A 7,676-nucleotide genomic window follows, 5' to 3' on the forward strand; every position below is an offset into this window, starting at 1 on the left:
GCCGCCCGCAGCCGCGCCTCGTCGCGGGCCAGCAGCACGAGGGACGCACCGGCGCCGCCGAGCGCCTGGGCGACGGCCCGGCCGATGCCGGAACTGCCGCCGGTGACCAGGGCCGTGCGGCCGGCGAGGGAGAACAGACCGTCGAGATAAGCGCTCATGACGCCGGACACTGCCCGAGGGCCCACACCTCCGCAAGCCGCCCCGGGCGACAGTTCAGGCCGCGCTCACTCCGACGGTTCCGGCGGACGCGGGAACGCGTGCAGGTGCACGCGGACGGGATGAGTCCCGTCCGTCTCCGGTGCGGCAGCTCGGTACTCCTCGATGATCGTGTGAAGCCGTCCGACCAGCTCCCGCGCCTGCCCTGCCGTGAGGTTCAGCGTGAAGTCGCTGAGATCGGACGCCTCACGCCAGGACTCGGGCCACTCGTCGAACGAGCCGAGGAAGCCGGCCTGCTCCAGAGCGTGGTAAGCGGCGACCTCCTGCTGATACAGGTGGAGTGCACCACGTACCCGCGGGTCGGCGTGGTCCAGTACCTCGCTGGTGCCGTCCACCAGAGTGCTGTCGTACGCGGACCGCCACCACCGTTCGCGGCCCGTGCCCCGGTCGGGATCGTCCTCGACAAAGCCGAACGCGGCGAGCTGGCGCAGATGGTAACTGGTGGCCCCGCTCGACTCCCCGAGCCACTCAGCGAGTTGGGATGCCGTCGCCGGACCGCGCTCGCGCAGCGAACTCAGTAGCCGCATGCGCAGCGGGTGTGCGATGCCCATCAGCGACTGCGCGTCGAGACGGCGGACTCGAGGGGCGTCACTGGACATGCGCCGACAGTACAAGAGCAGTTGACCAGGCGCCAGGCACGGGTCCTTGGGGTGGTTGGGCCGGCGGATACGGGTGCTGAGGCAGTGGCGTAGGTGCTTACAAAGGCTCTATGCAAAGTCTCTATGCAAAGAGATTTTGCAGATGTACCGTCGTGGCGTCGGCCGAACTCGGCCCCTGGGAAGTCCAGTTGATACCCCTTTTCGCGCGGAGCGGCACGGTCTTCTACCGAGCCCCGACACCCCCACCCACGGCCGGCGCCGATCCCGGCCGACTGATCCGGGACACCAAGGAGGCACTGAAGTGTGGACCGCCACGGGACCAGCACACCGCGATCCGAACGTCTTTCGCTGGTTACTTGCCTACGGGCTCTCCTGCGTCGCCAACAGCGCTTACTTCCTGGCGCTCGGCTGGACCGCCAACGAGATCGCCGGCCCCGCCCAAGTCGGGTGGGTGGTGGCCGCCGGCGCGGCGCCACGGGCCCTGCTCATGCTGGTGGGCGGGGTGATCGCCGACCACTTCGGGCCCCGGCTCGTGGTCATCGTCAGCGACGCCGTCCGCTGTGCGGTGATCCTGGCCTTCGCGGCGGGGCTGGTGCTCACATCGCCGACTCTGTGGCTGCTGTTCGCCGTCGCGGTCCTGTTCGGCGTCGTGGACGCGTTCTTCATGCCTTCGGTGGGCGCGCTCCCCGCCCTGATCACCCGCCAGGACCAGTTGGTCCGCCTCCAGGGCATGCGCGGCATGACCATGCGACTGGGCAATGTCGCGGGTCCTCCCTTCGCCGGGCTGGCGACCGGTCTCGGCGGACCTACGGCGGTCTTCGGCACGGTAGGGGTGCTGCTGGCCCTCTCCCTACTCCTGTTGGTCTTCGTCCGCACCCTGCCTGTCCATGGAGTCGAAGAGAAGAACAAGCAATGGCGCAGCGGCCTTTGGCGCGACCTCACGGACGGCATCACGTACGCCCGCTCCCGGCCTCTCATCGGCGCGGTGCTGGTGGCGATCGCACTGGTGGAGATCGCCACCGTCGGTCCCCTTAACGTCGGCTTCCTCTTACTGGCCGACGACCGGGGCTGGGGAATCTCCGGCGTCGGCTGGATCATCGGAGCCTTCGGGGTGGGGGCGGGCGCGAGCGGGCTGCTGCTCACCTGGTGGGTGAACCTGCCCCGGCCGGGCGCGGTGTACTGCGGCACGATGATCGCGGGCTCCCTGGGGATCGGTTGCTTCGCCTGGGTCGGCACGCTGCCCGTGGCCGTGCTGGCCGGCGCTGTCACAGGAGTGCTGCTGGGGCTGAACGGCGCCCTGGCCCTGGCGTTCGTGCAGTCGGCGACCGAGCCGGCCATGCTGGGGCGGATCATGTCCCTCGGCACCCTGGTGGGCCTCGGTCTCGCGCCCTTCACCATCCCCGTGTTCGGAACCGCGGCGGCCGTGACCGGAACCGCCTCGGTATTCCTTCTGTGCTCCGTGCTCGGCCTGGTGGGATCGGGCATCGTGCTGACGTCCTCGGCCATCCGCCGCGCGGAGTTGGCCGCGCCTCGCGGCGACGACACGCGGGCTGACATCGCGACCTGAGGTTAGGTGGGTGAACACGCCACATGCCGCGTACCGACGCCGAGCCTGCCAGAGCCCGCCGGCTCTGAGCCTGGTCGCGCAATCCCCCGATCGAGTGGGCACCCACCTCGCGGGTGATTCGAACGCTTCATTACGGCCGACCGCGCCCGTCCCGCACGGCTTCGCCCCGGAATGCGAACATCCGTCCGGCATCTCCTCCGCGTCTGCCCGTTACACGTCCTTGATCAGGTGCGTTGTTCGGGCGTCTGCATGTGTCGCCGTCTCGCAGGAGGATCCATGTTCCCCGTGCCCGCTCCCTTTGGCGTTACCACCGGACACCTTGTGTTCGAGAAGGTCCGTACGTGCCGCTTGTTGGATGTGCGCCATGTTGACGGCGGGGCGTACGGGACGTGCGGGGCGCGAGAGGCCGTACGTCCGGTCCGTGCGGTCCGTGCGGCTCGTCCGGAGAGGGGGACCTTCGCATGAAGCTCCGCCCATCTCTTCGCAAGGAACAGAAGGAACAGAACGGGCTCGCGGCTGCTGAGACCGAGGCGGTCTCCGAGTCCGAGGACCTGCTCTTCGGCGGGCCCCTGCGCTACGACCTCGGCTGGAACAAACACGAAGCGGCCTTCCTCCAGCTCAACCTGCGGTCCATGGTGACGCGCCTGCCGCGGCTGCTCGCCACCACCGGCAAGCTGGCCTGGGAGGCGGACAAGGGCGCGCTGCGGCTCGTGACGTATGCCGAGGTCGGCCGGGGGCTCAGCCAGGCCGTCGGGCTGATCGCCGTCAACCGCGTCCTGACCCACCTCCTCGCCGGAGGCTCGACCGCGCAGCGGCTGACCGAAGCGGCGCCCGCGCTGGCGGTGGCCGGTGGTGCCGCGCTCGTCGGGGCCCTGCTGCGGGCGCTTTCCACCGCCGGTACGGGGCAGTTGGAGCCGAAGGTCGAACGCGTCGCCACCGAGCGGTACTTGAAACACACCGCCAACGTCGAACTGGAGGCCATCGAGGACGAGGAGTTCCACAAACTCCTCGACAGCGCCTCGTACGGCGCCGCTTCGGCCCGCCGGATGGTGAAGTACTGCCAGAACGTCATCAACGCGCTGATGTCACTGATCGCCGCCGCCGGTGTGCTCGCCGTCCTGCACCCGCTGCTGCTGCCGCTGCTCGTCGCGATGACCCTGCCCAGCGCGTGGGCGGCGCTGACGGTGGCGCGCCGCCGCTATCTGTCCTTCCACGCGTGGGTGCAGCACTCGCGCGCCGGGCAGCTCATCAGCAGGCTGCTGATCGCCAACGACGCGGCCCCGGAGATCAGGGTCCACAACGTCGGGCCCTTCCTGCTCCACCACTTCCGCGCCATGTCGCTGTCCCAGGAGGCCGAGCAGAAGAGACTCTCCGGGCTCGCGGCCCGTACGGGACTGATCGCGGCGGGCTGGACGGGCCTCGCGGCGGCCGCCGCCTACGCCACCCTCGGCGGGCTGCTGTGGACGGGGGCGATGGCGCTGGCCGTCGGCGGGACCGCCGTACTCGCCATCCGTACCGGGTCCTCCAGCCTCGACAACCTGGTCCTCCAGGTCAACTACATGCATGAGGAAAGCCTGTTCGTCGGCGACCTGCACCGGCTCTGCGAGGAGGCCGTGGACCGGGCCATCCCGGTCGGCGGCCTGCCGCTGCCCGAGCGGCCGGCGGCGATCACCTTCGAGGACGTCGTCTTCACCTATCGCGGCAAGGACAACAAGCAAGCCCTGAACGGCGCGAGCCTCACCATCCCCACGGGCCGGATCGTGGCGCTCGTCGGTGAGAACGGCAGCGGCAAGAGCACCCTCGTCAAGCTCCTCTGCGGGCTCTACCGGCCGGACTCCGGCCGCATCATGTGGGACGGCGTCGACGCGGCCGAGGCCGACCGGCAGGAACTCGTCTCGCGCGTCGCCGTGGTCGGCCAGGACTTCCACCGCTGGCCCTTCACCGCCGCCGTCAACGTCAGCATCGGCAGATCCGACGCGCCCGTGAGTCAGGAACGCCTCGACCAGGCGGTCGAGTACGCGGGAGCCCAGTCGCTGATCGACGAACTGCCGCGCGGCTGGAAGACGTTACTCGCACGCGGCTACAAGGGCGGCCACCAGCTCTCCGGCGGCCAGTGGCAGCGCCTGGGCCTCGCCCGCGCGCACTACAGGGCCGGCGAAGTCCTGATCGTCGACGAGCCGACCTCCGCTCTCGACGCCCGCGCCGAACAGCAACTCTTCGAGCAGATCCGCGCCCTGGCGGACTCCGGCCAGACCGTCATCCTCATCACCCACCGCCTCGGATCGGTGCGGGCCGCCGACCTGATCCACGTCCTCGACAAGGGACGGGTCGTGGAGAGCGGGACCTTCGCCGAACTGCTCTCCGACGAGACCGAAGGCCCCAAGGTCTTCAGGGAGTTGTACGAGATCCAGGCCGCCCAGTACGCGGTCGAGGGCCGCCCGACCCGGCTCGGCGTGCCGGCCCAGCGGGGCGGGAAGTCGGCGGCCGAGCCCAAGGAGAGTGGCCAGCGGTAACGCGCCGTTCGATGTTCGATGTTCGACGGCCGATGTCTAACGTGACCCGACCCCGCCCCGGACTCCAGGGTCCGGGGCGGGGCCGGGCCGCCGTGACCACGGCGCGCGAGCGGTGTGGCGGTCTTGTCCTGTCGGGGTTCGTACGGCCAGGGTGGGAGCCGGTGCGGGGGCCGGCCTCGGCCCACCGGGGGACTGATCACGGGGGTGTCATGGGTTCCGAAGCAGCTCGGTCCGGCGAAGCAGCTCGGTCCGGCGAAGCGGCTCGATCCGGCCGTACGGTCACGGAGGGCTGGACGCGCGTGCGCGACGTGGTCCGTGACGTGGTGGCCGAGGTGGCCCCGGAGGAACTCCCGCTGGTGGCGGGGCTGGCCGGGTTCGACGACGCCACGGCTGTAAGGCGGTTGAGCGGCCGAGGCCGGCGGAACGACACCCTCGGCTTCGGCCTCGGCGAGGTCGCCGCGCTGGTGACTCCCGTGGTGTGGCTGGCGCTGGACCAGGCGGCGCAGCGGATCATGGGCAGCGTGGTGGAGGGCACGATCGGCGTGGCGAAGTCCGCGCTGCGCAAGATCCTGCGCAGGCCGGCCGAAGCCGTGCTGATTTTGCCGCTGACCCGTGAACAACTGGCCGAGGTAAGGAAGGTGCTGCTGGAAGTCGCCGCGCAGCGCGGCCTGGACGAGGTGCTGGCGTTGGCGATGGTCGACGCGGTCGTGACCAGGCTGGCGTTGGGCGGCCTGGCGGATCCCGGGCGGGAGCCGGACAGCTCGGACACCTCGGACACACCAGACCGCTCGGCCGGTCCGGACGCCCCGGACAGTCCCGACGCCCCGGACAGCCCGGCCGGTGCGCCCGGCGGTGAGGCGTGATGGCCGGCTTACCCGCCGATGCCGACGCGACTCCCGAGAGGGAGACGGAGACCGAGACCGGGACGCGTACGGGGGAGCGGCCCGCTTCCGTGCCGCTCGACGAGCGGGTCCTCGCCGCCGGTACGACACTGCGTTTCGTCCTGCTCCTGCTCCTGTTGGCGGCGGCCGGCGCGAGCATGCTCCCCGGGACCGTCTGGCATTTCCTCGCCTCGTCCGACAAGGCCGACAAGGAAGCGGGTTGCTGGCTGGCGGCAGGTCTCGATCCCGGCGCCTCCAGGAACGCGGGCTACGTCCAGTTCACCCGTAACGCGTCCGCGCTCAAGGCGTGCACGGCCCAGTACGGCCAGGACTTCAACGGGGTGTCGCTCGGCGTGGGCGCCCTCGCGATCGTCGCGGCCTTCGCGGTGTACCTGCTGCTCCCGGTGTGGAGGACACGGCGCTCCAAGGTCGTACCCCTCGACGCGATGGACGTGCACGGCGGGCTGCGACCGCTGCTCGACGAACTGGTCGCCACCGCCGGACTCACCCGCCCACCCCGTTTCGTCGTGGACCCGGCCGCGTTGACGACCGGCGCCATCGCGTTCGGCAGTCGGCGCGGGCCCACGGTCTGCCTGGACGGCGGTCTGGTCGTCACGAGCGACACGGGTCGCGACTGGTTCCGGACCGTGGTGCTGCACGAGCTGGCGCACCTGCGCAACAGGGACACCGGAATCACCTACGCCACCATCGCCCTGTGGCGGGTGTTCCTCGTACTGATCCTGCTGCCGTGGGCAGTGGCAGGCGTGGACATCCTCTTCTTCGCCGGAACCCCGGACGCCCGGGGCCAGTTCGCCCCGTTCAACACGCACGACCGGGTCCTCGGCGTCCTGATCGTGCTGGCGCTGTACCTCACGCGCGCGGGAATCCTGCGCAGCCGTGAGATCTACGCCGACCTCATGGCGGCGCGCTGGGGCGCGAGCCGGGACACCTGGGTGGTGGTCCCCGCCCCAGAACGCTCCGGTGCCTGGCAGGGACTGTTGGCCAGGTTCGTCGAACTCTGGCGCACGCACCCGTCCCCGGCGGTGCGCCGGACGTCGCTGACCGACCCGAAGGCGCTGTTCGCGCTGGAGGCGCTGCCCCTGATCCTCACCGGCCTCGCGGCCGACATCCTCGTCTGGAACCTCGGGAGCCTGCCGTACGACGCCCTTCCGGCCAAAGCTGTGCTCGTCGCGGTGCTCGTCGTGGGCGTCGGCGGCGTCGCACTGTGGCGTGCCGTGCTGTACGCCCTCGTCACGGAACGGCCGACCCCGTCGGGATGGCCCGTCGGCCTGTGGCTCGGCTCCGGCGTCGTGGTGGGCGAGTTGACCGGTCCGGGAGCCGCCTGGAACCACTGGCTGCCGCCGCATCCCGAGGCGCTTCTGATCCTCGTGGCCGCGCTGGTACTGGTGATGACGTGGACCGCGCAGAACGCCGAGTGGTGGATCAGGTCCTGGCGCGGGCGCTCACTGGGCCCGGCCATGCTCGTGGGCCTGGCGGCCGCCTCGCTCGCGCTCGCCTCGGTGCTGTACTGGTGGTACTTCCTGGGCGAGGCACTGACCGACGGGTGGCCGTTCACGACGGCCGGACTTCTCGGCTCGTACGGTCTGCCCGGTCTGCCGCCCGCGCACATCGGCCCGCTGCTGGAGGTCGCCGCCGTGGTGGGCGTCCTGCCCGGCACCGACGCCTCCGCCGAGACCCTGTGGTGGGCCGGGGTGCTGCTCTGGGTGCTCCCGCTGCTAGGCCCTGTCCGGCGGATCTTCGCGGGCCCGGAACGCCTGGCACGGCACCTCGCCGCGTTGTCGGACTCGTCCAAGTACGTCCAGTACGAGGACGATCCTCCGCCTTGCGATCTACCGCACCAGACGCCCCGGGCTGATCCACGAAGATCCGCCGGACAGGA

6 protein-coding genes are annotated in these 7,676 nt (G+C 70.7%); 4 read left to right on the forward strand and 2 right to left on the reverse strand.

Annotation, left to right across the window (positions count from 1 at the left end):
• Together QR77_RS44105 and QR77_RS28290 are read right to left on the reverse strand one after the other, a co-directional pair.
• A partial coding sequence (locus tag QR77_RS44105) for an SDR family NAD(P)-dependent oxidoreductase (protein ID WP_150130586.1) occupies positions 1–158 on the reverse strand: 158 nt, incomplete at its 3' end.
• A gap of 66 nt (positions 159–224) precedes the next feature.
• Complete coding sequence (locus QR77_RS28290; RefSeq protein ID WP_040024853.1) at positions 225–815, reverse strand: winged helix-turn-helix domain-containing protein; 591 nt, start codon at positions 813–815, stop codon at positions 225–227.
• Positions 816–1,116: 301 nt separating this feature from the next.
• On the opposite strand from QR77_RS28290, the gene QR77_RS28295 reads away from it, so the two are divergent.
• The 4 genes from QR77_RS28295 to QR77_RS46970 form a co-directional block, all read left to right on the forward strand.
• Positions 1,117–2,382, forward strand: coding sequence for an MFS transporter (locus tag QR77_RS28295; RefSeq protein WP_040024854.1), 1,266 nt, complete (start codon positions 1,117–1,119; stop codon positions 2,380–2,382).
• Between the two features lie 461 nt (positions 2,383–2,843).
• A complete protein-coding gene (locus QR77_RS28300) occupies positions 2,844–4,895 on the forward strand; it encodes an ABC transporter ATP-binding protein (RefSeq protein WP_078877254.1) in 2,052 nt (683 codons plus the stop codon).
• Positions 4,896–5,194: 299 nt separating this feature from the next.
• Positions 5,195–5,758, forward strand: coding sequence for a hypothetical protein (locus tag QR77_RS49185; RefSeq protein ID WP_236710841.1), 564 nt, complete (start codon positions 5,195–5,197; stop codon positions 5,756–5,758).
• On the forward strand, positions 5,758–7,676 hold a 1,919-nt coding region (locus QR77_RS46970), incomplete at its 3' end, for a M56 family metallopeptidase (protein WP_040024855.1). The genes QR77_RS49185 and QR77_RS46970, both read left to right, overlap by 1 nt.

The organism is Streptomyces sp. 150FB, from assembly GCF_000818195.1.
GTDB lineage: Bacteria > Actinomycetota > Actinomycetes > Streptomycetales > Streptomycetaceae > Streptomyces.

What these genes read in the sequence shown, in the direction of transcription:
- QR77_RS28290 (WP_040024853.1), bottom strand. Translation starts at nt 815, where the DNA reads ATGTCCAGTGACGCCCCTCGAGTCCGCCGTCTCGACGCGCAGTCGCTG.
- QR77_RS28300 (WP_078877254.1), top strand. Translation starts at nt 2,844, where the DNA reads ATGAAGCTCCGCCCATCTCTTCGCAAGGAACAGAAGGAACAGAACGGG.